The organism is Arthrobacter sp. TmtSoilC51 (assembly GCF_055388015.1).
The window spans coordinates 318,600-344,142 of sequence record NZ_AP035877.1 but is presented as its reverse complement, the minus strand read 5'-3'; the positions used below and the strand labels follow the sequence as shown (position 1 = coordinate 344,142).

25 protein-coding genes are annotated in these 25,543 nt (G+C 62.0%); 14 read left to right on the top strand and 11 right to left on the bottom strand.

The window, feature by feature from the left end; genetic code table 11:
* Window positions 1-33: 33 nt before the first annotated feature.
* Window positions 34-1,191, top strand: a complete 1,158-nt coding sequence (locus ACZ5G6_RS01685) for a Gfo/Idh/MocA family oxidoreductase (RefSeq protein WP_498688977.1) — start codon at window positions 34-36, stop codon at window positions 1,189-1,191.
* On the top strand, window positions 1,188-1,976 hold the full coding sequence (locus ACZ5G6_RS01680) for a TIM barrel protein (protein ID WP_498688975.1): 789 nt from the start codon (window positions 1,188-1,190) through the stop codon (window positions 1,974-1,976). The genes ACZ5G6_RS01685 and ACZ5G6_RS01680 overlap by 4 nt, the downstream gene beginning before the upstream one ends.
* A gap of 91 nt (window positions 1,977-2,067) precedes the next feature.
* Here the strand turns inward: ACZ5G6_RS01680 and ACZ5G6_RS01675 are convergent, their stop codons facing one another.
* A complete protein-coding gene (locus ACZ5G6_RS01675; protein ID WP_498688973.1) occupies window positions 2,068-3,063 on the bottom strand; it encodes a Gfo/Idh/MocA family protein in 996 nt (331 codons plus the stop codon).
* Between the two features lie 2 nt (window positions 3,064-3,065).
* Window positions 3,066-4,250, bottom strand: coding sequence for a Gfo/Idh/MocA family protein (locus tag ACZ5G6_RS01670; protein WP_498688969.1), 1,185 nt, complete (start codon window positions 4,248-4,250; stop codon window positions 3,066-3,068).
* Between the two features lie 116 nt (window positions 4,251-4,366).
* On the opposite strand from ACZ5G6_RS01670, the gene ACZ5G6_RS01665 reads away from it, so the two are divergent.
* On the top strand, window positions 4,367-5,404 hold the full coding sequence (locus ACZ5G6_RS01665; protein WP_498688967.1) for a LacI family DNA-binding transcriptional regulator: 1,038 nt from the start codon (window positions 4,367-4,369) through the stop codon (window positions 5,402-5,404).
* Here ACZ5G6_RS01665 and ACZ5G6_RS01660 read toward each other — a convergent pair.
* Window positions 5,298-6,161, bottom strand: a complete 864-nt coding sequence (locus tag ACZ5G6_RS01660) for an EamA family transporter (RefSeq protein ID WP_498688965.1) — start codon at window positions 6,159-6,161, stop codon at window positions 5,298-5,300. The genes ACZ5G6_RS01665 and ACZ5G6_RS01660 overlap by 107 nt on opposite strands.
* 209 nt (window positions 6,162-6,370) lie before the next feature.
* Here ACZ5G6_RS01660 and ACZ5G6_RS01655 point away from each other — a divergent pair, with 209 nt between their 5' ends.
* Entirely contained in the window at window positions 6,371-7,219 is an 849-nt protein-coding gene (locus ACZ5G6_RS01655; RefSeq protein WP_498688963.1) for a LysR family transcriptional regulator, read from the top strand.
* A gap of 31 nt (window positions 7,220-7,250) precedes the next feature.
* On the opposite strand, the gene ACZ5G6_RS01650 is transcribed toward ACZ5G6_RS01655, so the two are convergent.
* The 6 genes from ACZ5G6_RS01650 to ACZ5G6_RS01625 all read right to left on the bottom strand — a co-directional run bounded on the left by ACZ5G6_RS01650 (window position 7,251) and on the right by ACZ5G6_RS01625 (window position 14,027).
* The gene (locus ACZ5G6_RS01650) at window positions 7,251-8,291 is read right to left on the bottom strand and encodes an NAD(P)-dependent alcohol dehydrogenase (protein WP_223935471.1); all 1,041 of its coding nucleotides are present in this window, start codon (window positions 8,289-8,291) and stop codon (window positions 7,251-7,253) included.
* A gap of 74 nt (window positions 8,292-8,365) precedes the next feature.
* Entirely contained in the window at window positions 8,366-9,349 is a 984-nt protein-coding gene (locus tag ACZ5G6_RS01645; RefSeq protein ID WP_223935470.1) for a D-2-hydroxyacid dehydrogenase, read from the bottom strand.
* Entirely contained in the window at window positions 9,346-10,464 is a 1,119-nt protein-coding gene (locus tag ACZ5G6_RS01640; RefSeq protein WP_223935469.1) for a tartrate dehydrogenase, read from the bottom strand. The genes ACZ5G6_RS01645 and ACZ5G6_RS01640 overlap by 4 nt, the downstream gene beginning before the upstream one ends.
* A complete protein-coding gene (locus ACZ5G6_RS01635) occupies window positions 10,461-12,011 on the bottom strand; it encodes an aldehyde dehydrogenase family protein (protein ID WP_498688959.1) in 1,551 nt (516 codons plus the stop codon). The genes ACZ5G6_RS01640 and ACZ5G6_RS01635 overlap by 4 nt, the downstream gene beginning before the upstream one ends.
* Window positions 12,012-12,047: 36 nt before the next feature.
* Window positions 12,048-13,325, bottom strand: coding sequence for an NAD(P)/FAD-dependent oxidoreductase (locus ACZ5G6_RS01630; protein WP_498688957.1), 1,278 nt, complete (start codon window positions 13,323-13,325; stop codon window positions 12,048-12,050).
* Window positions 13,326-13,352: 27 nt separating this feature from the next.
* Window positions 13,353-14,027, bottom strand: a complete 675-nt coding sequence (locus ACZ5G6_RS01625) for a haloacid dehalogenase type II (protein ID WP_223935466.1) — start codon at window positions 14,025-14,027, stop codon at window positions 13,353-13,355.
* Window positions 14,028-14,364: 337 nt separating this feature from the next.
* Here ACZ5G6_RS01625 and ACZ5G6_RS01620 point away from each other — a divergent pair, with 337 nt between their 5' ends.
* From ACZ5G6_RS01620 to ACZ5G6_RS01590, 7 genes are all read left to right on the top strand, one after another.
* On the top strand, window positions 14,365-15,291 hold the full coding sequence (locus ACZ5G6_RS01620) for an ABC transporter substrate-binding protein (RefSeq protein ID WP_498688955.1): 927 nt from the start codon (window positions 14,365-14,367) through the stop codon (window positions 15,289-15,291).
* A 49-nt stretch (window positions 15,292-15,340) separates the two neighbouring features.
* On the top strand, window positions 15,341-16,237 hold the full coding sequence (locus ACZ5G6_RS01615; protein ID WP_498688952.1) for an amino acid ABC transporter permease: 897 nt from the start codon (window positions 15,341-15,343) through the stop codon (window positions 16,235-16,237).
* Window positions 16,234-17,001, top strand: a complete 768-nt coding sequence (locus tag ACZ5G6_RS01610) for an amino acid ABC transporter ATP-binding protein (protein WP_223935463.1) — start codon at window positions 16,234-16,236, stop codon at window positions 16,999-17,001. The genes ACZ5G6_RS01615 and ACZ5G6_RS01610 overlap by 4 nt, the downstream gene beginning before the upstream one ends.
* Before the next feature lie 3 nt (window positions 17,002-17,004).
* On the top strand, window positions 17,005-18,135 hold the full coding sequence (locus ACZ5G6_RS01605) for an FAD-dependent oxidoreductase (protein WP_498688947.1): 1,131 nt from the start codon (window positions 17,005-17,007) through the stop codon (window positions 18,133-18,135).
* Window positions 18,136-18,215: 80 nt separating this feature from the next.
* Window positions 18,216-19,469: an aspartate aminotransferase family protein gene (locus ACZ5G6_RS01600; RefSeq protein ID WP_498688946.1), complete on the top strand. Its 1,254-nt coding sequence runs from the start codon at window positions 18,216-18,218 to the stop codon at window positions 19,467-19,469.
* A 26-nt stretch (window positions 19,470-19,495) separates the two neighbouring features.
* Window positions 19,496-20,950, top strand: a complete 1,455-nt coding sequence (locus tag ACZ5G6_RS01595; RefSeq protein ID WP_498688944.1) for an NAD-dependent succinate-semialdehyde dehydrogenase — start codon at window positions 19,496-19,498, stop codon at window positions 20,948-20,950.
* A 40-nt stretch (window positions 20,951-20,990) separates the two neighbouring features.
* Entirely contained in the window at window positions 20,991-21,683 is a 693-nt protein-coding gene (locus ACZ5G6_RS01590) for a GntR family transcriptional regulator (RefSeq protein ID WP_223935459.1), read from the top strand.
* A 62-nt stretch (window positions 21,684-21,745) separates the two neighbouring features.
* On the opposite strand, the gene ACZ5G6_RS01585 is transcribed toward ACZ5G6_RS01590, so the two are convergent.
* Window positions 21,746-22,102, bottom strand: coding sequence for a cupin domain-containing protein (locus ACZ5G6_RS01585; protein ID WP_498688941.1), 357 nt, complete (start codon window positions 22,100-22,102; stop codon window positions 21,746-21,748).
* A gap of 168 nt (window positions 22,103-22,270) precedes the next feature.
* On the opposite strand from ACZ5G6_RS01585, the gene ACZ5G6_RS01580 reads away from it, so the two are divergent.
* Together ACZ5G6_RS01580 and ACZ5G6_RS01575 are read left to right on the top strand one after the other, a co-directional pair.
* Window positions 22,271-22,528 carry a hypothetical protein gene (locus ACZ5G6_RS01580; RefSeq protein WP_223935457.1) on the top strand — a complete coding sequence of 86 codons (258 nt, stop codon included), beginning with the start codon at window positions 22,271-22,273 and terminating at the stop codon, window positions 22,526-22,528.
* Window positions 22,529-22,677: 149 nt separating this feature from the next.
* Window positions 22,678-24,834, top strand: a complete 2,157-nt coding sequence (locus tag ACZ5G6_RS01575) for an amylo-alpha-1,6-glucosidase (protein ID WP_498688939.1) — start codon at window positions 22,678-22,680, stop codon at window positions 24,832-24,834.
* 4 nt (window positions 24,835-24,838) lie between these two features.
* Here the strand turns inward: ACZ5G6_RS01575 and ACZ5G6_RS01570 are convergent, their stop codons facing one another.
* The gene (locus tag ACZ5G6_RS01570) at window positions 24,839-25,075 is read right to left on the bottom strand and encodes a hypothetical protein (RefSeq protein ID WP_223935455.1); all 237 of its coding nucleotides are present in this window, start codon (window positions 25,073-25,075) and stop codon (window positions 24,839-24,841) included.
* 227 nt (window positions 25,076-25,302) lie between these two features.
* Between ACZ5G6_RS01570 and ACZ5G6_RS01565 the strand changes: the two genes are divergently transcribed.
* A complete protein-coding gene (locus ACZ5G6_RS01565) occupies window positions 25,303-25,539 on the top strand; it encodes a hypothetical protein (RefSeq protein ID WP_223935454.1) in 237 nt (78 codons plus the stop codon).
* Window positions 25,540-25,543: the final 4 nt, after the last annotated feature.

The window sequence follows — 25,543 nt, the reverse complement described above, 5'->3', positions numbered from 1 at the left end:
GAACGATCTAGACGCGTGAATCGAGGAACAACAATGACGTACCTTCAGCACCCGGTCATCGAGGACCGGGCCGTCCGCATCGCTGTCATCGGCGCCGGCTGGATCGGCAGATTCCACGCCGAATCCATCGCCCTGCGCATCCCCAACTCCCGGTTGGAAGCGATTGCCGATCCAGTCCTGCCAGCCCTGGAATCCCTGGCAGGCCACCTTGGCGTCAACAAGATCAGCACCGATGTTGCTGACGTCCTTGCCGATCCGGACGTGGATGCCGTGCTGATCGCTACTCCCCTGCGGTTCCATTCCGAGCTGATCGCCGCTGCGGCCAAAGCGGGTAAGGACGTATTCTGCGAGAAGCCTGGCGGACGGACCATCGAGGAACTCGACTCTGCCATTGAAGCGGCGGCAAGTGCCGGCGTCGTGCTCCGATTCGGCTTCAACCGCCGCTACTCGAAGGATTTTGCCGCCGCCCGGAAGATGATCGACGACGGCACAGTTGGAATTCCGCAGTTGCTCCGCTCCCTTACACGGGACCCCGGCACCGAAGCCGGAATCAGCAACCCGGAGCGGATCGCCCCCGGCACCATTTTCCTGGAAACCCTCATCCACGATTTCGACACCCTCAACTGGCTGAATCCCGGCGCGGTCCCGGTGAAAGTGCACGCCGTCGCAGACGCTTTGGTTGCCCCCGAAGCCAAGGCCGCAGGGCTTCTGGATACTGCGGTGGTCACCGTCACCTACAGCAACGGCGCCATCGCTGTAGCGGAAGCCAACTTCAACGCGCTCTACGGCTACGACGTCCGGGGCGAAGTGTTCGGCTCGGCCGGCATGGTCACCGCCGGAAGCCCGCAGGCCAGCAACGCCACGAGCTATACGGCTACCGGCATCGGGTCAGCCACCTCGCGCCTGAACATCGATCTCTTCCACGACGCATACACAGCAGAGCTCGCCCACTTCGCGGACGACGTCGCCGCGCGCCGCGGCTTTGGGGGCGAGCGCCCGACGGCGGCAAACCCACCCGGCGCTGTTGCTGCTCCCGGTGGCGTGGACGCGCGCAATGCCCTGGCCGTTGCCTTGGCTGCGTTCACGTCGGCCCGGACGGGGCTGCCTGTTCACGTGTCCTCAATCGCCAATCTGCGTCCAGCCGAAACGGATTCAACAGCGCAGCTTCAGAGAGCAGGGCAGGGAGCATGAGCTTCCGCTTGGCGGTCTGCGCGGAGATGGTCTATGGCGAGCTGCCGTTGATCGATCGTGTGCGGAGGATCGACGAGCAGGGCTTCGAGGTGGAACTGTGGGATACCCGTGGCCGGGACATCGCAGCGCTCGCAGCAACCGGCGCCAGGTTCTCTTCCATGAGTGGCTACTTCGGCGGCAGCGTCATTGATCCCGCCACTGCCCATGAAGTCCTGGCCTCCGCAGAAAAGTTGATCCCCACGGCACTGGAGCTCGGTGTCGAGCGCATGGTGGTTCATCCCGCCGAACTCGGTGAGGGCGGGCGGGCCGTTCGCCCGGTCCAGCGGTCCACCGGTGAGATGTGGCTGACCGGCCTGCGAACCTTGGAACAGCTGGCTGAACTGGGCCAAAGGCACAGCATCGTGTTTGCCCTGGAAAACCTGAATACGGTCCTGGACCACCCCGGCATTCCCTTGGCGCGCGCCAAGGACACACTCGCCTTGGTCGAGGCCGTCAACCATCCCAACGTGAAGATGATGCTGGACCTCTATCACGCACAAATCGGCGAAGGGAACCTGATCGAACTTGTCCGGGCAGCCCAACCATTTACCGGTGAGATCCAGGTAGCAGACGTGCCCGGTCGCTTCGAACCGGGCACTGGCGAGATCAACTATCCCGCCATCGCAAAGGCGCTGCGCGGCGTCGGGTACACGGGAGTGATCGGCATGGAAGCGAGTGCGGTCGGTGGCCAGGGCATCGAGGCAGGCGACGCCGCCCTGGCAGCCTTCCGCGCCGCGTTCTCCTAGCCCGCGCCGCCCAACTCCCGCGCCGCCCAACTGAGGGACAGCACATGTCGCAACGGCTGCTCATAGCGACATGTGCTGTCCCCTACTTGGGTCAGTACTTGATGGTTTCCATGCGGCCACTGCGGAGTGAGATTACAGCAGCCTCGGCTATGGCCTGGGCCTTGAGTCCGTCTTCCAGCGAGGGCACCGAATCCGAACCTCCCTGCAAGGAAGAGGCGAAGGCGGCGAGGGCTGCCGCGTACGTTGGCTGCACGCGTTCGAACCAGCCGGGGTGCAGCCCGTCGTCCACAACCGAGCCACCGCTGTATCGGGAAACTGCACCGTTCCTGTGGCGGCGGGCCTCTACCATCCCTGTGGAGCCCATGATTTCGATGCGTTCGTCGTATCCATAACCAGTGCGGCGAACGGAGTCGATCTGCACCAAAGCACCTCCGGGCAGCCGCAACGTGACCGCGGAGGTGTCGACGTCGTCGTACTTCACGATGCCGGGCTCCGCTAAGGCCGAACCCGTGGCGAAGACCTCTACGGGGTCCAAGCCACTGAGCCAGCGCGCGAGATCGAAGAAATGTACGGTCTGGTCGCGCATCTGACCGCCTGAGGTGGCGATGTAGGACAGCGGAGGCATGGACGGGCCACGCGACGTCAGCTGGATCAGTTCCACTTTGCCGATCTGGCCTGAATCCACCACGCGTTTGAGCTCGGCATAATCGCGATCGAAGCGGCGGTTGAAGTCGACCATCAGAGGAACGCCGGCATCCTGCGCGAACGCAGCGACGTCCCGGGCATGGTTAAGGTCCAAGTCGATCGGCTTCTCGCAGAGCACCGCGATCCCAGCGGCGGCAGCACGGCGGAGATGCCCGGCGTGGGTGTCCGTGGAGGAGGCGATGAAGACGGCGTCAATCGCCGAGGCATCGAAGACTTCATCCAGGGTCGCGGCCACAGCAGCCCCCTGCACGGCCGCCAGGGTCTGCGCGCGTTGCTGGTCGACGTCGTAGACGAGCCGGAAATCGATGCCGGGATGGGCGGCGAGGTTGGTGGCGTGGACGGAGCCGATGAACCCGGCTCCGATGAGCGCGAAACGGAGCATGATCACACTGCTGCTTTCTCTGCGAGGGTACCGGGCACTTTCCACGCGGAGTCCTCGTGGTGGGAGGCGGCCACGGCCTCGACGAATTGGACGCCGATCAGACCATCGATGCCGGTAGGGAATGAGAGCTCGCGCCCGGGCAGCGCCAAGCCATCCCGACGCGCGCGTAGGGCCTCGGCGAGGTCGGAATAGAAGTTGGCGAAAGCTTCAAGGAAGCCCTCCGGGTGGCCCAGACCGACCCGCGTGAGCCGGGACGCGTCGTCGTGCAGGGTGCTGAGACCGTGCGTGAGGATGGTCGTAACCCCGGCAAGGTCCTGGACCTTGAGGTGGTGCGGGTCCTCTTGCTGCCATTCGAGGCTGCCTTTATCACCGAAAAGGCGGATGCGTAGCCCGTGGTTGTGGCCGGTGGCGGCCATGCTGGCCCAAATGCGCGCGGGGACACCCCCGGACATCTCCAACTCCACCGTTGCGTGGTCGAATACCCGACGTCCTGGAACCAGCGTTTTCAGGCGGCCGGAGAGGCGCTCTGCTTCCAGCCCGGTGATGTAGCGAAGCAGGTGGAAAGCATGCGTGCCAAGGTCTCCGACGACGCTCGGGAACCCGGCGATGTCAGGATTGGTACGCCAGAGGGCCTGCTTGTGGCCAGAGTCCTCCAAGGGCGTGGCCGCCCAGCCGGATGCGTGCTCGACGTCGGCAAACCGGATGGTGCCCAGTTCACCATTGCGGACCATGCGGGCAGCATGGCGAACCATCGCGTAGGCCGAATAGCAGTGCGGAACGGCGAGAATGGCGTCGTTTTCCGCAGCGATCCGGACCAGTGCGGCCGCTGTGGTTGAGTCCCTGGTCAGCGGCTTCTCGCACACCACCGAGATCCCCGCTTCGAGGAAGGTGCTGGCGATCTCGAAGTGGCTGTCGTTGGGAGTCGCCACCACCACGACGTCCACGCCGTCTTCCCGCGCCGACTCTGCCGCGGCCATTTCACGGTAGTCCGCATAGTTCCGGTCCTCAGGAACTCCGAGCTCGACGGCGATCGCCCGCGAAGCGCTGGCATCCCGGCCAAAGACTCCTGACTGTAGCTCGAAATGGTCATCCAAGCGCATGGCGTAGCGGTGCGTCCTGCCAATATCCGCGCCAGCGCCTCCTCCGACCATGCCAGCGATCAGACGCCGCGTATTGGGTGCACTCATGGAGATCCTCTTTGATGTTTTGGAATTTACTTGGACCGGTCCATGATGGACTCTGGGAAGGGACGGCGTCAAGCCCTCTAAGCTTGGAACGAACCTGACAGACCGGAACGAGACCCATGCCTGATGCACCATCCCCGGCCGGCGCGCCGGGCACCAAACCAACCATTCGCGACGTCGCAAGCGCCGCGGGCGTTTCCAAGTCCCTGGTCTCCCTCGTCCTACAGGGCTCAGCCAACGTCAGTGAGAGCCGCCGTCGTGCCGTCATGGAAGCCATGGAGCAGCTGGGTTACAGGCCCAACCGACTGGCCCAACGACTTTCCGGGCCGCGCAGCGGAACCATCGGAGTGATGCTCAATGACATCCGGAATCCGTGGTTCGTGGAACTTCTCGAAGGACTCACGGCCGCCCTGCACTCCGCGGGCGTTTCACCAGTCCTGGCCGATTCGTACACTGACCAGCGGGTGGGCCGAAGTTCGGTGGAGACACTCCTGGAGCAACGCGTCGACGGCATGGTGGTAGTGGGCACCACCAATGAATCCGCAGCGATCCAAAATGCTGCCCGAAACATCCCCGTGGTCCTTGCAGGGACCCGCGAACCGGTACTGGCCGGCGTCGACATCGTGGTCAATGATGACGACGCCGGGGCGCGGCAGGCGAGCGAACACCTCATCTCACTGGGTCACCGGCGCATTGCCCACCTTCAGGGGCCGGGCGAGGTTGGGAGGCTGCGGCGGGCCTCGTTCGAACGCACTATGCGCGACGCTGGCCTTGAACCGATCGTCGTAGCGGGCGGAGGCCTCACGGAGGAAAGCGCCTACAGTACAGCAAGCCGTTTGCTTGCCGACCCGGAGAGGCCCACTGCGATCTTCGCGTACAACGACGTCGCGTGCATCGGCGCGCTGTCAGCAGCAGACGACCTTGGACTTTCCGTCCCCCACGACCTTTCACTGGTGGGCTATGACAACACCTACCTGGCCAAAATCCGGCATCTGTCGCTGACTTCCGTGGACAACGGAAATCTCGCCGTGGGCGTGGAGGCCGGCAAGTTCATCCTGGAACGGCTCGCCGCTCCAGATCTCCCGGCACGACTCCACCTGGTGCCATCACAGCTCCAGGTCCGTGGTTCGAGCGGGCAGGCTCCGGCGTCCGGCTAACAACGGTTTCGCCCCGCCCACGTTCCCGCAGCAGCAGCACCCCGGCATTGGCGGCCACGATCAGCCCGATCCCCACCCACTGCCCCGCAGCCAGGTCCTGGTGCAGGATCACGGCGCCGATGACCGCGGCAAACACCGGGTTGATGCTCATGAGCACGCCGAACATGTTTGCGGGGACGCGCCGCAGTGCGATCAGATCGGCAACGTACGGCAGCACAGAAGCGAAGATTCCTGCCGCCACGGCGCAGAGAACCGCCAAGCCATCCACTGGTTGGCTGATGAAAATCACGACGGCGACAGGCAGGACCAGCGTTGCCGAAACCCCCGTAGCGGCTGCCGTCCCTTGAATGCCTTGGACTCGCTGGCCCACGGTCCGGTTCAGGAGGATGTAGGCAGCCCAACTGCAGGCGGCAATGAGCCCCAAGCCGATGCCTACCACGTCCATGGATGCTTCGGGCCGGGTGATGGCCAGGACGCCGATTGAAGCAACCACAGCGCAGAGCGCACTGCTCCTTCGTCGCGAGCTGATCAAGGCCACGGCCAGGGGCCCAAGGAACTCAAGCGTGACGGCAAGCCCAAGGCCAATCCGCTGGATGGACGCATACAGTCCGAGATTCATCGTGCCGAAAGAAACGGCGAGGAGAAGGACAGGCCACCATTGCCGCCAACTCAATTCCCGCAGCCGGGGCCGGACGATAGGCAACAACACAGCGGCCGCCACAAGCTGCCGTACCGCCACCACGCCCACGGGTCCCATGACAGGAAACGCAAACGAGGCCGTGGCGGCACCGAGCTGGTTGGAAAGCGCACTCGCCAGGAGGGTGGCCGCGCCACCGGCCTTCCGGGACGGCCTTACTCCCGCTGCATTGGTATCCATCATGGGGAAATTCTGCGCTTGGCCGATGTTTTCACTAAATGCACGGACGCGGCTATTTATACGGTGTGCGCATGAATAGGATGGGGCCCATGGACGTCGAATTGAGGCAATTGCGGTGCCTCCTGGCCGTAGTCGAGGAAGGCACGTTCACAGATGCCGCCATAGGCGTTGGAATGTCCCAAGCGGCCGTTTCGCGCAACATCGCCGGGCTGGAACAGGTTTTGGGCGTGCGGCTCCTGGAGCGGACCACGCGCAGTGTTGGCCTGACCCCCTCCGGCGAGCGCGTCGTGGCCACGGCACGGCGCGTCCTCTCACTCCTGGACGACCTCAAGAGGGAGGCCCGGTCCGGCACCGGCAAGATCCGGATCGGCTACGCGTGGTCCGCCTTAGGCGCGCACACCATGGAGTTCCAACGCCAATGGGCGGTCGCAATCCCGGGCGTGGAACTGCAACTCCTGCACTCCAACTCCCCCACGGGGGGCCTTGCAGATGGAACCACCGACTTCGCCATTCTTCGCCGCCTGCCGGATGCGGCCGCCGTCGAGCATGTCAGGATTGGCGAGGAGAAGCGGTACTGTGCCATGTCCTCGGACGATCCGCTGGCATCACGGCGTTCTGTGACACTGGCGCAGGTGGCCCAGCGACCCGTCGCCATGGACTTGCGGACAGGAAGCACAACGCTTGAGCTGTGGCCGGAGGAGGGGCGGCCGGACATCGTGCCCATTAACGATGTGGACGATTGGCTGACGACAATTGGCAGCGGGGCGGCTCGCGGCATGACTGCCGAGTCCACTGCTCACCAGTATCGACGTCGGGGCATCATCTATCGGCCGGTCCGTGACGCTCCGCCAGTGCCTGTGTACCTCGCGTGGTCCACGAAGCATCCACCGCAGGAGCGCGGGCGGATTGTGGCGTTGCTGATGGGGTTGTACGCGTGAAGCCTGCTAGCAGTCGTGGCGCAATCCTGAGCTAGAACGTTGCTGCATCGATGACAAATCGGTACCGGACATCGCTGGCGAGCACCCGTTCGTATGCTTCATTGATCTGGCCTGCCTGGATGACTTCCACATCTGCTCCCAGACCGCGGGCAGCACAAAAGTCCAGCATTTCCTGGGTTTGCCGGATTCCGCCCATCCTGGAACCACTGAGGTTTCGTCGGAATTCCACCAGCGACCAAGCGCGCTGGCTCAGCGGTTTGGAGGGCAGCCCCACGAGGACCATGGTGCCGTCCAAGGCGAGCAGGGAGAGATAGGCATCCACATCGATGTCCGCAGAAACGGTGTTGATGATCAGATCCAGCTGACCCTTCAAATATTCGAAGGTTTCGGGCTCGGACGTTGCATAGTAGCCGTGGGCGCCGAGCCGGACGGCGTCCTCTTGCTTCTTGAGGGACTGGCTGAGCACCGTGACTTCGGCTCCCAAAGCGGTAGCAATCTTCACGCCCATATGGCCCAGTCCGCCCAAACCGATTATGGCCACTCGCTTGCCTGGTCCGGCTTTCCAGTTGCGCAGCGGCGCGTACATGGTGATGCCGGCGCACAATAGTGGTGCCGCTTCCTGGAGGGAAATGCCGTCGGGGATTCTGAGGACGTAATTCTCATCCACCACGATGCTGGTGCTGTAACCGCCTGCGGTGGGCAGGCCGTCACGGCCGAACGAGTTGTAGGTGCTCGTGGCACCTTGCAGGCAATATTGCTCCTCGCCTGCACGGCAGTTGACGCATTCCCTGCAGGAATCAACGAAGCAGCCCACCCCCACACGGTCCCCTGGTGAATGGCGGGTGACTTTTGGACCGACGGCTTCCACCACTCCGACGATCTCGTGGCCAACCACCAAGGGGTAGTTGCTCGCCCATTCTCCCCGGGCAGCGTGGATGTCCGAGTGGCAGATTCCTGTGTACTTGATGGCAATCTGCACATCGAAGTCACCGGGATCGCGCCGTTCCACAGTGCCCGGCTCAAGTTCCGAGGTGGGAGAAGAGGCTACATACGCCTTCACGGTAGTGGGCATGTCATCCTTCTTTCGACGATGGGACCAGACGATGGGACCAGACGATGGACCCAGGCTGTGGCGGGGAAACGGGATCAGGAGACCGGGACGAACCCAAGGTTTTTGTCCACGACGTTCTGCAGGGGTTCGCCCTGGCTGAACCGTCGCAGGTTCTCCACGAACAATTGCCCAAGATCGTCAAGATAGTCTTCGGTGTCGCCGCTCATGTGGGGTGTGAGGATGACGTTGTCCATGCTCCACAGAGGATGTTCCGCGGGCAGCGGCTCGGGATGGACCACGTCCAGTGCGGCCCCGGCAATGGATCCGGAGGTCAGCGCCTCCACCAGGGCGTCAGTCCGAACCAGCTCGCCACGGCCCACGTTGATGAGGTGCGCGGTGGATTTCATCGCGGAAAGGACGTCAGCGTCCACGAGTCCCCTGCTGTCCTCGGTCAGGGGCGCAGCCAGCACAACGTAGTCAAAGTCCTGGATGATCCGGGCAAGATCCCGGGAGGAATGTATATGGTCGAATAATTCATCCCCCGGACGGCTGCTTCGGCCGGCACCACTGACCTGCAGCCCCACGGCACGGAAGAGCAACGCGATTTCCCGTCCAATGGAACCGGTACCCACCACCAAAGCACGTTGGCCTTGGATCTTTCGCGTAACCCTGTGCTGCCAGCGCTGAGCCTGCTGAAGCTTGAGGGAGCCCTGCGAGTCTTTCGCAATATCCAGGACGAAGCCCAGCGCAAATTCGGCAATTGCACGGCTCAGGACTCCACGGGAGTTCGTGTAGAGCACATCGCTCTGGATGAGCTCATCGAACAGGAGCTGGCTAACGCCCGCCGCTGAAACGTGGACCCACTTCAGTGAGGACGCCGCCTCCCAATTTTCCCGCAAGGCGGGGGAAAACGAATGCCACTGGTACAGGACATCCGCGCCGTCCATCGCTTCAGCGAGTCCCTCGGCTTTGGTCAGGCGAACCTCGGCCAGGGCCTCGATCTCCTCTAGCCGGGGAGGCAAGGCCTCCCGGTAAAGGGCCGCAACGACAGGTTTCTTGCGCTCAGGGAAAACCGTCATGACGACGCCGGTGCTCCCGCAGGATTGGTTGCCGTGCCGGCCTCAATTGAGCCAACCACATCAATGACATTGATCGCGGCCAAAACAGCGGCTGTGAACTCCGACGTCGACGAAGGGCCTCCCACGTCGCGGGTCCCGAGGCCTTCGCGTAGGGCGAATTCGAACGCCAGCTGGAGGTGCTCAGCGGCCTCCGGGTGGCCCAGGTGCTGCAGCATCATGGCGCCGGACCACATCTGGCCCACAGGGTTTGCCAATCCTTTCCCTGCGATGTCGGGGGCAGATCCATGCACGGGCTCAAAGAGCGAGGGGAAATCACCTTCGGGATTCAGGTTCGCGCTCGGTGCCACACCAATGGAACCTGTAACGGCACTGCCCAGGTCCGAGAGGATGTCGCCGAGCAGGTTGGAGGCAACAATAACGTCCAGGGTCCAAGGTTTGAGGACCAGGTGCGCGGCCAACGCGTCCACCAGCTCGCTGGAGAGCGTCACATCGGGGTAGAGGCGCGTGGTTTCCTCCACTACCTCGTCCCAGAAGGGCATGGTGTGGATGATGCCGTTGCTCTTGGTGGCCGAGGTCAGGTGACCCCTGCGGGAGGACGCGAGGGAAGCTGCGTAGTGCGCGGCGCGTGATACTCCCAAGCGGGTGAAGATGGTTTCCTGGACAGCGGTCTCGTGGGGCAGTCCGCGGTACATGCGTCCGCCCACCTCCGAGTATTCCCCTTCGTTGTTTTCCCGCACGATGAGGATATCGATCGGCTCCTTGGACGCCAGGGGCGACTTCACGCCGTCGAGCGTTTTTACCGGACGCAGGTTAATGTACTGCTGGAATTCGCGCCGGATGGGAATCAGCAGCCCCCACAGCGACTCGGCATCCGGGACGTCCGGCGATCCGACTGCTCCGAGGAAGATGGCGTCATGCTGCGCCAGTTGTTCCAGGCCGTCCACGGGCATCATGCGGCCATGCTGAGCGTAGTAGTCCGATCCCCAGTCGAAGTGCGTGAACTTCAAGCTGATGGAGTGGATTTCAGCGATCCGTTCGAGGGTTTCAATGGCCGCTGGTACGACTTCTTTGCCAATACCGTCGCCCGCGATGACGGCGATTTTGTGGGTAGTCATGATGCATTCCGTTCTGAGGTGCCCGTCAGCTGCTGCCAGCGGGTGGCTGGCTCCGCCAGTTTGATGATGGTGCTTTTGGGTTCGGTCATTTCGCGGACAGCGTGCTTGACGCCTTCACGGCCAACGCCGGATTTCTTGAACCCGCCAAATGGCATGGAGTCGATCCGTACGTCGCTCGTTTCGTTGATGACCACGGCTCCCACATGCAGCTTGTCGGCAATCGCCAAGGCGAGGTCGATGGATTCGGTGAAGACACCGGCCTGGAGCCCGTATTCGGAGGCGTTGGCCGCGTGGATGGCATCGGCGACCTGGATGAAGGGCATGATGCTGACCACCGGACCAAACACTTCTTCGCTGATGACGCGGGCGTCCGCCGGCACATCGGTGAGCACCGTTGGCTGGTAGAACGCGCCGCGGCGCTGGCCACCCACCTGGATGGTGGCGCCTGCAGCCCTGGCCTCCTCTACCCATGCCTCCACACGGCGGGCCTCCGCCTCGGTGATCAGGGGACCTATGTCCGTGCTGCGATCCATCTTCGCTCCGACGCGGAGCGCGCGGGTCGCCGTGAGCACCTTTTCCAGGACTTCGTCGAACAACGAAATGTGGACGTAGACGCGTTGGACAGACAAGCAGTTCTGGCCGGCCACACCGAACGCCCCGGCGACGATCGCCTCAGCCGCGGTTGCCGGTTCGGCGTCGGCGCAGACGATCGTGGCGTTGTTGCCGCCCAGTTCGGACAGGATCTTCTTGGCGCCAGCAGCGGCAGCAATGCGGTCGGCCGTCGCTGGCCCCCCGGTGAAGGAGATGAGGTCCACCTGAGGGTCGGTCACGATCGCCTCGGACACCCCGGGTCCGGACACGATCGCGGCAATGCGACCGGTAGGAACACCGGCCTCAAGCAGCAGCTGGACGAAAGCCAGGCCGGTCAGCGGCGTGCGGCCAGAGGGTTTAAGCACGACGCCGTTGCCTCCGATCAGCGCCGGGCCCAGCTTGTGTGCCACGAGGTTCAGCGGATCGTTGAAGGGCGTGATGGCAGCGATGATGCCGACTGGCTTGCGGTTGTACCAGCCGATCTTGTTGGCACCCGCCATGCTGTCCTCAAAACCGAGGGTCTCCCCCACGAGTTCGCTCGACGCTGCCGCGGAAAGCCGCAACGTCTCAATGCATCGGCGAACTTCACGCTCTGCCTCGTTGATGGTCTTGCTGCTCTCGGCGGCGATGATCTCCGAAAACCGTACCGACTGTTCGGCCAGGAGCAGTGCGGCTCGTTCCAAAGCCTCACGGCGTTCCCGGAGGGGCCATTCATCGTCCTGGAGGTGGCGATGAATGTGGGCAACCGCCCGGCGGACATCCTGCGGGGTTGAAGAACACACAGTGCCCAGCAGCACGCCGTCTTCAGGATCCCGGACTTCCAGGACCATGTCGGCTGTCTCCCAGCGGCCTTCGAGGAACGCGCCACCGGGAAGCGCCGCGACGCTTGCCCGCCTGTAGGCCGTTTCCTCACCTGTTTTTAGGCGCGCTCCAGCGACGGTTGTTGATGAACTCATGGGAACCTTTACCTTGCCTGGCTAACGGGGGGGTATCTACTTGATACGGTCGATGATCTTCGCGGCTCCGCCAATGAAGGGCAGGAACCATGGCGGGCCGAAGTGGCCGGGAACCGGCGGGTTCTTCAGGTCTTCCCACACATTTGCCGACTTGTCTCCAGCCATGTAGTGGGCCATCCGCTTACCCATGTGGGCGGCCATCTGAACACCGTGGCCGCTGTAGCAGAGAGAGTAGAAGAGGCCGTCGTGCTGGCCGGCATGGACCATCTGGTCCATGGAGAGATCCACCAGGCCACCCCAGATGTAGTCCACCTTGGCCTTGGAGAGGTACGGGAAGAGCTCGGTCATGGCCTTGTGCAGGATTTCTGCGCTCTTGACGTCGGAGTCCGGACTGGATAGAGCGAATCGGGCCCGGCCACCGAAGAGCAGACGGTTGTCCGGCGTAATCCGGAAGTAGTACGTCAGCATCTTGCTGTCAGAGGCCTGGCGCCTGTTCGGCAGGATTCGGTTCACCACCTCTTCGGACAGAGGCTCGGTGCAGATGATGAAGCTGCCCACCGGGATCACGCGGCGCTGCAGCCACGGGGTGAGATTGCTGGTGTAGCCGCTTGTGGCAACCAGGACCTGCTTGGCCCGGGTAATTCCGCGGGTGGTGTGAACATCGTGCACTGTCCCCGAGACCTTGTTCAGCTCGGTGACCGCTGCGTTCTCGCAGATGGCTGCGCCGTTGTCAGCTGCTACCTTCGCCAGCCCGTGCACGAACTTTCCTACGTGGAGACCCGCGCCCAGCGGATCCATCATGGCACCCTGGTAGAAGTCGGTGCCGATTTCGCTGTGGATCTCTGACTTGGGGATGACCTTCACGTTGTGGTCAACCAGATTCGCGAGCAACTCCTGGGACTTCAGGAAGCCATCGTAGTGGGACTTGTGGAACGCGAGGGAGAGCTTGCCGAAACGCTTGAAGTCACAGTCGATGCCGTTGTCGTGAACCAGCTTCTCGATGGTTTCGATGGCGTCGTTGTATTCGCGGAACATCTCAACGGCACGGGGAGCCCCGTAGCGTTTGACAGCGGTACTGAAGCCAATGGCCAAACCGGTGGTAGCCATTCCCCCGTTGCGGCCCGAGGCGCCCCAGCCAACGGTGTGGCGTTCGAAAACGGCCACGCTGGCGCCTTGCTTGGCGAATTCAAGGGCTGCTGAGAGCCCGGTAAAACCAGCACCGATAATCGCAACATCAACGTTTTCCGGGACCGGAGTGCGGCGGTAATCGCCGGAAGGCTCTGCAGTATCGAGCCAGTAGGGAACAAGTTTCACGGTATGACCTTTCGCCTGGAAGTCGGTTTAGAGACCGAGGTGCTTGTTGAGCTCGTCCAAGGACTTAACAGTGGTGAGGTCGTAGCCCTCGCCAATGGGGTCGTAGCCACGGTCCAGCATCCAGAGGTTGCGGAAGCCCATGTCGTGCATCGGATGCATGTCGTATCGGGTGTGCGAGGAGACGTGCAGGAAGTCCTCCGGCTTAGCGTTCAGGGTATCGAGCATGTACTCGAAGGCCTGGTAGCGGGGCTTGTAGGCCTGGGCCTGTTCTGCGGTCAGCACGGCGTGGAATTCAGCGCCGAGCTTGGGAATGCTGATGTCCAGGAAGCTGTCGTCCGCGTTGGACAACGCCACCAACTGGTAGTTGTCGCCCATGAGCTTCAGCGGCGCCGGCACGTCCTCGTGGGCAACCCATCCGCGGACAGCGTCAGCGAACGCTGCACCGGCACCTTCGGTGGGCCCAATGCCCCAGCGCTTGCACACCCGGTCAAAGGAATCCTGCAGGATCGCCTCGTACGGCTTGAAGTCGCCCAGGACCTCGTCGAAGCGGTAGCCGCGGAACTGCTTCTTGAACGTAGGCCACTGCTCTTCGGAGATGCGTCCATCAAGCAGCCGCCGGGTGGTGGGATCGATGTCGAAGTTGATCAGCGTGCCGTAGACATCGAAGGAGATGTACTTCGGCCGGAAGTTGGTCTCTGCCATGGGGTTTCCGTTCTTTTCGGGAGATGGAAGGGGGCTGGCCCCGCGTATGTGGAGGTATCGAAGGAGGCGAACTGAATCAAGAAATCGTGCCCGGCGGGCTGAAAGGTTCTTGCCCGATGATTCGACTCTAGGTCGCCAAATTGTAAATTGTCAACAGTTTCTAGGATGGTAATTAGAACCGTTCTCATCAAAAAGATACTCCAAAAAAGTTTCTGTCAATTGTTGACAATCTACTGTTGAGGAGGTTGCATTGCTTTAGATGACGGAGAGATCCGGATCACATTACAACCTAGAACTTCTCCCTCCCCAGTGACCAACTCCCTCGAAGGGAAGCACCATGAAGATTCGAACCAAGGCCCAGACTGCAGCTGCAGGACTTGCCGTACTACTCGCACTGAGCGCTTGCGGTGGAACAGCCAACAGCAGTGATTCCCCGGACAGCAGCAAGACTTCAAACACTACTGACATCTCCGAGGGCGTCCAGCCTGACGAAAAGGCCGTGAGCCTATTGCCGGCGTCCTACAAGGACAAGGGCGAACTGACGGTCGCCATGGACCTGCACTACCCGCCGACGACGTTCCTCGCCGAGGACAACTCGACGGCGATCGGCCTGAACCCGGACATCGCCCGCCTGGTGGCCAAGAAGCTCGGCCTGAAGCTGAAGTTCCAGGACACAAAGTTTGACACGATCGTCCCCGGACTGGACGGCGGCCGCTACGACTTCACCGCCACGACCATGTCCAAGACAGATGAGCGGTTGAAGGTCCTGGACATGATCGACTACTTCAAGGCAGGCAACTCCGTCGCCGTGGGCGCAGGTAATCCGCTGAAGCTCACCAACGAGACGCTGTGCGGTAAGAACATTGCCGTTACCCAGGGCTCGACCGGGCAGCTCAAGCGCCTCCCGGCCCTCTCGGAGCAGACCTGCACCTCCAAGGGCCAGCCAGCGATCAACGCCGTGACGCTGCCCAACGTCCAGGAGGCCCTGACGCAGTTGGCGTCCAAGCGCATCGATGGCATTCTCTACGACACAACTTCCCTCGCTTGGGCCGAGAAGCAGCAGCCCAAATCGTTCACCATCCTGACCCCCCAGATCAACGTCGGCGCCAGCGACCTCACCGCCATCGGCGTCAAAAAGGGATCTGCCCTGACCCCCGCCCTCCAGGCCGCCATCCAGTCGGTCCTGAACAGCCCGGAGTACAAGAAGTCCCTCTCCACCTGGGGCCTCGAGTCCGGAGCCATCACGGATGCGAAACTCAACTAGGAGAGGTGCTCCCATGGTGCAAACCATCAGTAACGGAAACAAACCGACAATGAACGGAATGGATCCGGCACTCAAGCCCCGCCTTCGTCGCAGAAGCACTTTTGAATACGTCGCATGGGTGGTTTCCATCCTGCTTGGCGCCGGCATCCTCTTCTCGGTCTCCACCAACCCCAACTTCAAGTGGGACGTCGTGGCCAAGTACTTCACCCACGAATCGATCCTCCGCGGGCTGATGCTCACCATCTTCCTTACGGTTGCAAGCATGGCCTTGGGCACCCTCCTGGGCCTGGTCATTGCGATCATGAGGTCCTCGAGCGTCAAGCCGATCGCGGCCACGGCAGGCGCTTTCATCACCCTGTTCCGTGGTACCCCGGTCCTGGTCCAGTTGATCTTCTGGTTCAACATCTCGGCCTTGTACCCGAACCTGACCATCGGCATCCCCTTTACCGACATCGGCACCGCGATCGACACGAACGCACTCATGGGTCCGATCACCGCAGCCTTGGTTGGCTTGACGTTGAATGAAGCCGCGTACATGGCAGAAATCATCCGCGGCGGGTTCTCGTCGGTGGGCAAGGGACAAATCGAAGCCGCGGACTCCCTGGGAATGAGCGCCGCTACGAAGATGCGCAAGATCATCATTCCCCAGGCCATGCCCTCGATCATTCCGGCCACCGGCAACCAGGTCATTGGAATGTTCAAGGAAACATCCTTGGTCAGTGTCCTGGGCGTTGCGGAACTTCTCCAGAGCGCCCAGCTCATCTACGCACGTACCTACGAGACCATCCCGCTGCTGATCGTGGCCAGCCTCTGGTACTTGGTGATGACGCTCCTGCTGAGCTACCCGCAGTCCAAGCTTGAACAGAAATACTCCCATACCTCCGCCCGGGTCCCCCGCAAGGCCAGGAAGGTTGTATTGACCGCACCGGAAGGCATCGCACGATGAGCAACGACGGCACGATCCTCGCCCGCCGAATTCGTAAGTCCTTTGGGCACAAGACCGTTCTCCACGATATTGACCTCGATATTGCCAGCGGTGAAATTTGCTGCATCATCGGACCAAGCGGCTCCGGAAAGTCCACACTGTTGCGCTGCATCAACGGCCTGGAGACCGTGGACTCCGGAATCCTGAAAGTCAATGGCGACGACTTCGGCTACTACGAGACCGACAACGCTTACCACGCGCTGCCCCCTAAGAAGCTTGCCCAGCAACGTACCCGGGTAGGCATGGTCTTCCAGCAGTTCAACCTGTTCCCGAACATGACCGCCCGCGAGAATGTCATGTCTGGTCCGGTGCTCGTCAAAGGTGCCGACAAGAAGGAATCCTCCAAGCGCGCCCAGGAACTGCTCACCAGCGTGGGCCTCGGCGCTTTCGGTGACCGCTACCCGGCCGAACTTTCCGGCGGGCAGCAGCAACGCGTTGCCATCGCCCGGTCTTTGGCCATGGATCCGGAAATCATCCTGTTCGACGAACCCACCAGCGCCCTGGACCCCGAAAAAGTTGGGGAAGTCCTCGGTGTCATGCAGGACCTCGCCAAGAAGGGCATGACCATGGTGGTAGTCACCCACGAAATGGGCTTCGCCCGCGAAGTGGCCGATTCCCTGATCTTCATGGACGAGGGCTTCGTTGTTGAACGTGGCGATGCCCGCGAAATCCTGAAGAACCCCAAGGAGGCCCGCACCCAGGCCTTCCTGAAGCAGGTGCTCTGAGCCATGGATGGAAAACTCGCCGTCATCGGCCTGGGCAGCATCGGAAGCATGGCACTCTGGCAGGCCTCGCGGCTTTCCGATGCCGTGGTCGGCTTCGAAGCACAGGCCCCGGGGCATGGACGCAGCGCTGTAGGCGGGGACACCCGGCTTTTCAGGATGCTGTACAGGGGAAAGCCTGACTACTACCCCATCCTGGAACGGTCCCGGGATCTCTGGGCCGAACTCGAAGCGGAAACCGGGCAGGACATCCTCACCCGCTGTGGCGGACTCTCCATCGGCACTGTTGATGGACCGTACATTCCCAAGTTGCTGGAAACTACCCGGATCAACGGAGCGAGCCACCAAATCCTCAGCCGCGAGGAGATGGCCGAACGCTACCCGCAGCACAACCTCCGGGCCGACGATGTCGCTGTTTACGATCCCTTTGGCGGCGCGCTCCGCACGGACCGGGCAGTGACCGCAGCGGTTTCAGCGGCACAGGCGAACGGGGCAACGGTCCTCAGCAATACTCCCGTCAGCAGCATCACCGAAACCGACGACGGCGTTGTCGTCACCTCGGGCGAGCAGTCCTGGACTTTCGAACGGGTGATCATCGCTTCGGGTGGATGGTCCCAGCGGCTTATGCCCGACTACCTGAAGGCGCACACGGAAACGCGCAGGATCTTCCTGAGCTGGTTCGTCGCGCGCGACGCATCCCAGTTCACCCCGGAAAAGTTCCCCATCTTCATCAGGATTTCAGGCGATCGCTCCATGTACGGGGCCCCCGCAGTGGACGGCGTCACGGTCAAAGCCACCCTGGACGGCCGCGGGGCAGCAACCCCCGCTGCGGACTCAGTGCCCAGGGAGCTGACCGAAGCGGAGATTGCGGAAACCACTGAGACGGTGACCGAGTTCTTCCCGGGCCTGGTTCCCAGCATCGTCCGTTCCGACGCTTTCCCTGATCTGTTCACCTCGGATTCGCAGCCCCTCCTGGGCTTCTTCACTGAGTCAGGCAGGATCTACTCCGCCACCGGGTTCTCCGGAGCCGGCTTCAAGATGGCTTCCGGTTACGGCCAGATTGCTGCCAACGAGGCACTTGGCAAGGGCGGGTTTGACGGCTTGGAATTCGCCCGTCCCCAGAGATTCAAGAACTAGCACCACAACGCGATTTGCGGCCGCCCGCCCACAAATCGCGTATTGTTGACAATCTACAGTTACTAAGAAAGTATGAAGCCATGGCAACACTTAGTCCCATCCTGAAGCAGGCAACGCCTGTAGTCGTTGACTATGCGTCCGGTAGTTGGATCCACGCCACAGACGGCAAGAAATACCTGGATTTCACCACCGGAATCGGCGTCACCAGCACCGGACATTGCCACCCGGACGTCGTGGCCGCAGCCCGCGAACAGGTGGGCAAGATTGTCCATGCCCAATACACCACCGTGATGCACAAGCCACTCCTGGAGCTCACGGAACTCCTCGGAGACGTCCTGCCCCAAGGTTTGGACAGTGTTTTCTACGCAACCTCAGGATCTGAAGCCGTGGAAGCCTCCATCCGTTTGGCCCGCATGGCAACCGGACGGCCCAACATCATTTCCTTCCAGGGCGGTTTCCACGGGCGCACGGTGGCAGCGGCTTCCTTGACCACCGCGGGAACCAAGTTCCGCTCGGGCTTCTCCCCCATCATGGGTGGCGTCCACGTTGCCCCGTTCCCGCACTGGTACCGGTACGGCTGGGACGAAGCCACCGCCGTCGAATTTGCCTTGAAGGAATTGGACCACCTTTTCCTCACCGTCAGTGCCCCAAGCGATACGGCCGGATTCATCATCGAACCCGTCCTGGGCGACGGCGGGTACATTCCCACGCCTGTCGCATTCCTCCAAGGCCTGCGTGAGCGCGCCGACAGGCACGGCATAGTGCTCATCCTGGACGAGGTCCAGGCAGGCGTCGGCCGCACCGGCAAGTTCTGGGGACATGACTGGGCCGGAATCACCCCCGACGTCGTCATCACCGCCAAGGGACTTGCCAGTGGCTTCCCCATCTCCGCGATTGCCGCCTCCGCCGATTTGATGGGCAAGGCCTGGCCTGGTTCGCAGGGCGGAACCTATGGCGGAAACGCCGTAGCGGCAGCGGCAGGCGTCGCAACATTGGGTGTCATCCAGCGGGAGAACCTCGTGGAGAATGCCTTGCTGCGCGGTGACGAACTGCGTGCAGGACTGGACAATCTGCAAACGGAATTCGCGGGAATCGGCAATGTTCGTGGCCGTGGCCTGATGCAGGGCGTCGAATTCACCGCTGTCGACAACACCCCGGACGCAGCAACTGCCCTTGCCGTCCAACAGGCCGCCATCAAGGAAGAGCTACTGCTGCTCACCTGCGGTCCGAACGGCAACGTCATTCGCCTCATTCCCGCCCTGAATGTCAGCAGCGATGAAATTCAGCAAGGCCTGTCCAAGTTCACGCAGGCGCTCAAGACGGCCACCTCCTAGTTCCCCTGATCACTGAAAGAGCCACCATGACCACCTCCTTTGATCCTTCCACCATCCCAACGGACCTGTTCATTGACGGAACGTGGCAGAAGGCTGCCAGTGGTGCCACCTTCGCCGTTGAGAACCCCGCCACGAACGAAGTGATTGCACATGTTTCCGACGGCGGTCCTGAAGACGCTGCCCTGGCCATCGAGGCAGCCGGACGTGCCCAGGCTGCATGGGGAAAGTCAACGCCCCGTGAACGCGCGGATATTCTCCGACGCGCTTTTGAACTGGTGATTGCCAACACCGACCGGCTCGCCGCCATCATGACCGCGGAGATGGGCAAACCCCTGGCAGAAGCTCGGGGCGAGGTGGCCTACGGCGCTGAAATGCTCCGCTGGTTCTCGGAAGAGGCAGTCCGCATTGGCGGTGACAGCGCCAGCTCCGTGGACGGAAACACCCGTATCCTCATCACCAAGGAACCCGTGGGCCCCTCCGTCCTGGTGACTCCGTGGAACTTCCCGCTTGCCATGGGCGCCCGCAAGATCGCCCCGGCCGTTGCCGCAGGCTGCACCATGGTGTTCAAACCTGCCGAGTTGACACCGTTGACGTCGCTTGCCCTGGTGGCCCTGTTCAAGGAGGCCGGCCTTCCCGACGGCGTGCTGAATGTTGTGACAACCTCCACCGCCTCCACGGTGGTTCGGACCTGGACTGACAGTGGCATCGCCCGAAAGATCAGCTTCACCGGTTCAACCGAAGTGGGCAAGGTCCTGCTGAAGCAGGCGGCCGACAACGTGATGCGCTCCTCCATGGAACTCGGCGGTAACGCCCCGTTCATCGTCCTGGCCGATGCAGACATCGAAAAGGCAGTGGACGGTGCCATGAAGGCAAAGATGCGGAACATGGGCGAGGCTTGCACGGCAGCAAACCGCTTCTTCGTCCACCGCTCCGTCGTAGAGGAATTTGGCGAGAAGTTCTCCAAAAAGATGTCAGAATTGCAGGTAGGCAACGGCGCTGTTGCTGGCACCGACGTCGGGCCCCTTATTGAGCAGAAGGGCCTGGAAAAGGTCGAAAGCCTCGTTGCAGATGCGGTCTCCAAGGGAGCACGTGTGCTGACCGGCGGAAGCCGTCCGGAAGGTCCCGGCTACTTCTACACACCCACCGTCCTGGTGGACGTGCCTATGGACGCAGCCCTGATGAGCACGGAAATCTTCGGCCCGGTCGCAGCGATCACCGCGTTCGACAGTGAGGACGAAGTTCTCCGCTTGGCCAACGATACTGAGTGGGGCCTGGTGGGGTACGTGTTCACAGAGAGCATGGACAAAGCCTTGCGGTTCTCCGCGGAACTGGAAGTCGGAATGGTCGGCCTGAACACCGGCCTGGTTTCCAACCCCGCGGCACCGTTCGGCGGCGTCAAGCAATCCGGACTCGGACGCGAGGGCGGAAAAATTGGAATCGAAGAATTCCTGGAGTACAAGTACACCGCAATAGCGGTCTAACAGTTTCAAAATTGCCGAAGCATGGAATGAGGGGATGTCAATGGCGGCACCGGAGGGAATGTTCGTATTGGAAGGCCGGCCCACGGCCCAGCTGATCGCTGACCAGCTGCGTGAGCTCATTGTCCAAGGGGCCTTCCGCCCTGGGCAGCAGGTCAATGAATCTGCCTTGGCCAGCCAGCTGAGCACCTCGCGGGGTCCGCTCCGCGAGGCTCTCCAGCGGCTGTGCCAGGAGGGGATCCTGGTGAGCAAGCGCAACCGCGGCGTCTTCGTGCTGGAACTTTCCACGCAGGATGTCAAGGAGATCTACGCTGTCCGTGAAGCCGTGGAGCTGGCTGCAGCCAATACCCTTTTGGACTCGGACACAGAGCAGGTGGCGGACACCTGCCGGGAGCTCAAGGGCATCATCCGGAACATGGCCAAGCAGGTTGCGGCCTCGGACTGGCAGGCCATTGCGCGTCTGGACATGCAATTCCACACCGCCTTCGTTTCAGGCACTGGGAACACGCGCCTGATACGCATTTATGAGACTCTTGCTGCCGAATCCAGGATGTGCATTTTGAGCCTGGAAGTGGCATACCCCCGCATCGATGCACTGGTGCAGGAACACCAGCAGATCCTGGACCTTCTCGAGGCCCGGGACCGTAGCGGACTTCAGCAGGCCATCAAGCGCCACATGCAGAAGGCCGTGGAGGACCTCACTTCCAGCCCGGAAGTAACGGGAATTACTGCTTAGGAAAGTCTCCATACAGTGAGGGCCCGGTTCAGATTCTGAACCGGGCCCATACTGTATATGCACTAGTTAGTGGGAACGTCCGTGACAACCCACATCTTCCGCAGCGTCTCATGGATGGTCCAGGTACCCGTCCATCCTGCCGGAGTAACGAACAACGTTCCGGGGCCAATGTCGAAGCTGCTTCCGTCTTCTTCTGTGATGGTCCCCTTGCCACTGAGGATCTGGCAGATCTCGTCGTAGCCCGGGCGGGTGCTCTTGAACACGCCCGGCGTAACCTCCCAGATGCCCGTCTTGTGGCCGTCGCGGGCCCACAGACGGAACGAGACTTCGGTCTGGCCCGGCGTGCTGGAGGTTGCTTTCGGGATGTGCTCGCCCGGGTCTTGGGTTGTTGCGTCGCTCATGACAGTGGCCTTGATCATGGATTCTCCTTCTGGGGCTGCGCCCTTTTTGAACGTGCCCGCCGTCGTTGGAAGAGCACGCATTCAATCCTAGCAATTGTCAACAATCGACGATAGGCTTGGACAAGAAAATATTCACCGACGTCCTGCCAGCGATGCCAGCCACCGTCACCAAGGAGAACAGCCCCCATGAAACTTGCCTGGAAAAGCAGCCTGGAAAACACCCCTGCCGCATGCAGCGCGCAGAGCCGGCGGATATCACTCTGGAACTCCCTGGAAGCCGGCGATGTAGTTTCCCTCAGCCGGCGCGGCTATGAGTATCACAGGGGTACGGTGGACGACCGGACTGCGGATGGGCAAACGATCTGGGTGGTAGACCACATCGGCGAACGGCGGCTCTTCCACATCGATGATGACTACGACCTGCTGGTCGCGTCCCAGGGCTGACAGCCCCTAGGCTGACAGCCCAACACCGGCAACCACCAAGCCTCTGGCCCCGGCAGGCCAGCAAGAGTACCGTCAAGGTGACGATGTAGCAGGACAGCCAGCGGCCAAAGACAGGCACTGACCGTCCTTGGTTCTAGAGGAGCCAATCAGTGGCTGGATGGAATGCTGATACGGCAGCCGGTCCCCTCGGCGCCGGGACTGTCACCTTGGTGGAAGGCACGTCCTTCTGCATCTCCCTGCCCAACGGGGACATTCACCCGGACCATCCCCACGGCATGTTCTTCCAGGACACCAGGGTCCTGTCCGATTGGGTCCTCACCATCAACGGCCAGTCGCTGGAGCCCCTGACCGCCCAGACGAAAGAGCCATACAGGGCCGCTTTCGCCAGCCGCGTCACACGGTCCGACGGGTATGCGGATACGCCGTTGATTGTGGAGCGCCTACGCGAAGTTGGCGTGGGAATGGTGGAGCACGTCACCGTGCGCAACCATTCGATGGAACCTGTGGAATGCTTGATCGAATTCGCGGTTGGGTCGGACTTCGCGGACGTTTTCGAAGTCAAGGAAGCGCGGGTCCAGAGGCAGTGGGAGGAATCCCGCGAATACAATCACAACACACTGACTATCCGCTCCCGTTGGCAGGATGTCCGGAAGTCCGTCGTCGTAAGTTCCGATAGCGCCCAGGCAACCCGCGAGGGCCTGGTCCACCGGACCACTATCCCGCCACGCGGCCACTGGAGCACCGTAGTCACTGTTGCTCCCGGGGCCGACGGAGGGGCGCCTGCGGCGCCTGTGGTGCGTCCCGCCGTCGGCGAACTATCCCGCAGCGATCAACGCCGCCAGGAATGGGTGGCCAAAATTCCGGTGCTGCATATGGGCAACCACTCCATCGAGAGGACGCTGCGGCGCAGCTATGACGATCTTGGCGCCCTTCGCATTGAAGACCCGACGCACCCGGACAGGGTGGTTGTTGCCGCTGGAGCTCCCTGGTTCATGACGCTGTTTGGCCGCGATTCACTCTGGGCCTCCGAAATGGCTATGCCCGTTGATCCGTCGCTGGCCCTCGGCACGCTGCAAACGCTGGCCGACCACCAGGGCAAGGTGGTGGATCCCGTCAGCGAGGAGGAGCCCGGGAAGATTCTGCACGAGGTCAGGCTGGATGTTTCCAGCGGCCTGTCACTCGGCGGCAAATCCGTTTACTACGGCAGCGTCGATGCCACTCCGCTGTTCGTGGTGTTGCTGGGCTCGGTCAGCCGGTGGGGTTTCGCCAAGCACACGATCGCAGCCTTGCTGCCTAACGCGGACAGGGCCCTGGACTGGATACGCGACTACGGCGACAAGGACGGCGATGGATTCGTCGAGTACCAGCGGCTCAACGACCGCGGGCTGATCAACCAGGGCTGGAAGGACTCGTGGGACGGCATCAATTTTGCGGACGGACGCCTCGCGGAGCCGCCTATCGCACTTTGCGAGGTTCAGGCGTACGTATACGACGCTTACATGGCACGGGCGTGGATAGCGTACGACGCCGGTGAGGCACCTTTGGCCCAGGAACTCGCCGATCGGGCGGCGGAGTTAAAGGTCCGGTTCAACGAGCAGTTCTGGATGCCGGAGCGCGGTTATTACGCCATCGCTTTGGACGGCAAGAAACGGCAGGTTGACGCGTGCGCCTCGAACATGGGTCACTGCCTATGGGTGGGGTTGGTGGACGAGGACAAGGCGCCGCTCGTGGCCCAACGGCTGATGTCTCCTGAGATGTTCAGTGGCTGGGGCGTACGGACCCTTGGAACGGATATGGGCGCCTACAACCCGGCCAGCTACCACAACGGTTCCGTGTGGCCGCACGATAACGCCGTAATTGCCGCTGGCCTGATGAGATACGGATTCGTGGAAGAGGCCCAACGAATTTCGACCGCCTTGCTCGAAGCTGCCGACTATTCCGAGGGGCGGCTCCCCGAGCTGTTCTGCGGTTTCAGCAGGGAGCAGTACAGCGAACCCGTGCCGTATCCCACCGCATGCTCGCCGCAAGCCTGGGCAGCCACCTCACCCATCCAACTGGTCACGAGCTTGATGAGGTACGACGCACACGTCTCACGTGGCGGGTTCTGGATGGATCCCCAACTGCCGGCGTCCTACGGCGACCTGCATATCACCAACGCGCCCATGGGTGGCGGCCGCGTGACCATCGACATCGCCGATTCCGTTCCCACCGTGCAGGGGCTTCCGGAAGGGATGGTGTTCCACAGAGGACACCGGCCATGGTTGACCGAACTTGTGCAGCAGGCCGGCCTTCGGAAGGAGGTCTGAGTGCTTACGAAGTTGTCATCAAGCCGGCCGCAGGGTGGGCGCCCTGGCTACCGACTGTTCCACGCATGATCCAGAGGGCTGGCGTACCGTGCAGGGCAGGCATTACTTCGCCCTTGGTAATAAGACGCATTCCCCTGGGATCACCCGCGACTGACCACCAGCCGGTCTTCGGGCAATGGTGCCCGGTGCGTGATGTTTCAACGAGCTCAGAGGACAGGCTTGCCGGGCGTCGCTTCTTCATGGGAGGTCCTTCACGCAAGGGGGGTTTCGGCGGATGCCTGACCCGGGTTTCAGGCAATGAACTAAGCGTAGCAATTGTCAACAATTGACGATAGTACCCGGCGGGAGGAATTTGACGCGGTTTAAGGATGCTGCTTCTGATTGGATGTGCTGAGGGACAAAACCGACTCCGCGGGCGCAGACTGATTCAATGAGCCGAGAAGTTTCAATGAACATCGAGCTGTTTCAATGAGCATCGAGCAGTGGTGGCCGCAGTTGAATCCTTCAACCCGGGAATGGTTGATAAACAACAACGGCGACACCGTGCCCCCGGAAATCGTTGCCGAGATCGCGGGGGCCGGCGGACCAGATGCAGCCGATTCATGGTGGGTTGCCGAAGAGGAAAGTCCGGGGCTGCAGCTGCCCGACGACGCCATCGATTGGATCGAGGCAATCGCCAACGAAGAAGCGCCCGAACAGTCGTAGCCGG